This window comes from Methylobacterium mesophilicum (assembly GCF_022179445.1).
GTDB lineage: Bacteria > Pseudomonadota > Alphaproteobacteria > Rhizobiales > Beijerinckiaceae > Methylobacterium > Methylobacterium mesophilicum.
Window position 1 is genome coordinate 1 of the sequence record NZ_BPQU01000191.1, and the last position, 224, is coordinate 224.

Annotated in this window: 1 pseudogene; it reads right to left on the minus strand. The window is 72.8% G+C overall.

From position 1 onward, the window contains the following. A pseudogene (locus MFF40_RS28700) lies at positions 1 to 224 on the minus strand (UTP--glucose-1-phosphate uridylyltransferase); the annotation flags it as partial.

A 224-nucleotide genomic window follows, 5' to 3' on the forward strand; every position in this document is an offset into this window, starting at 1 on the left:
CTCCCCGGTGGCCTCAACGGCCGCGGAGCCGTAGAGGTGGATCTGCTCGGGCTCGACCTCCATGAGCGCGATGACGCTGCCGCCGTGCTGCTCCTGGACCTCGACCATGCGGGCGAGAAGGGGGTCGCGGGGGTCGATCAGGTCGTCACCGAGCAGGACGGCGAACGGCTCCTGGCCGACGTGCGGGGCGGCGCACAGCACGGCGTGCCCGAGGCCCTTGGGGT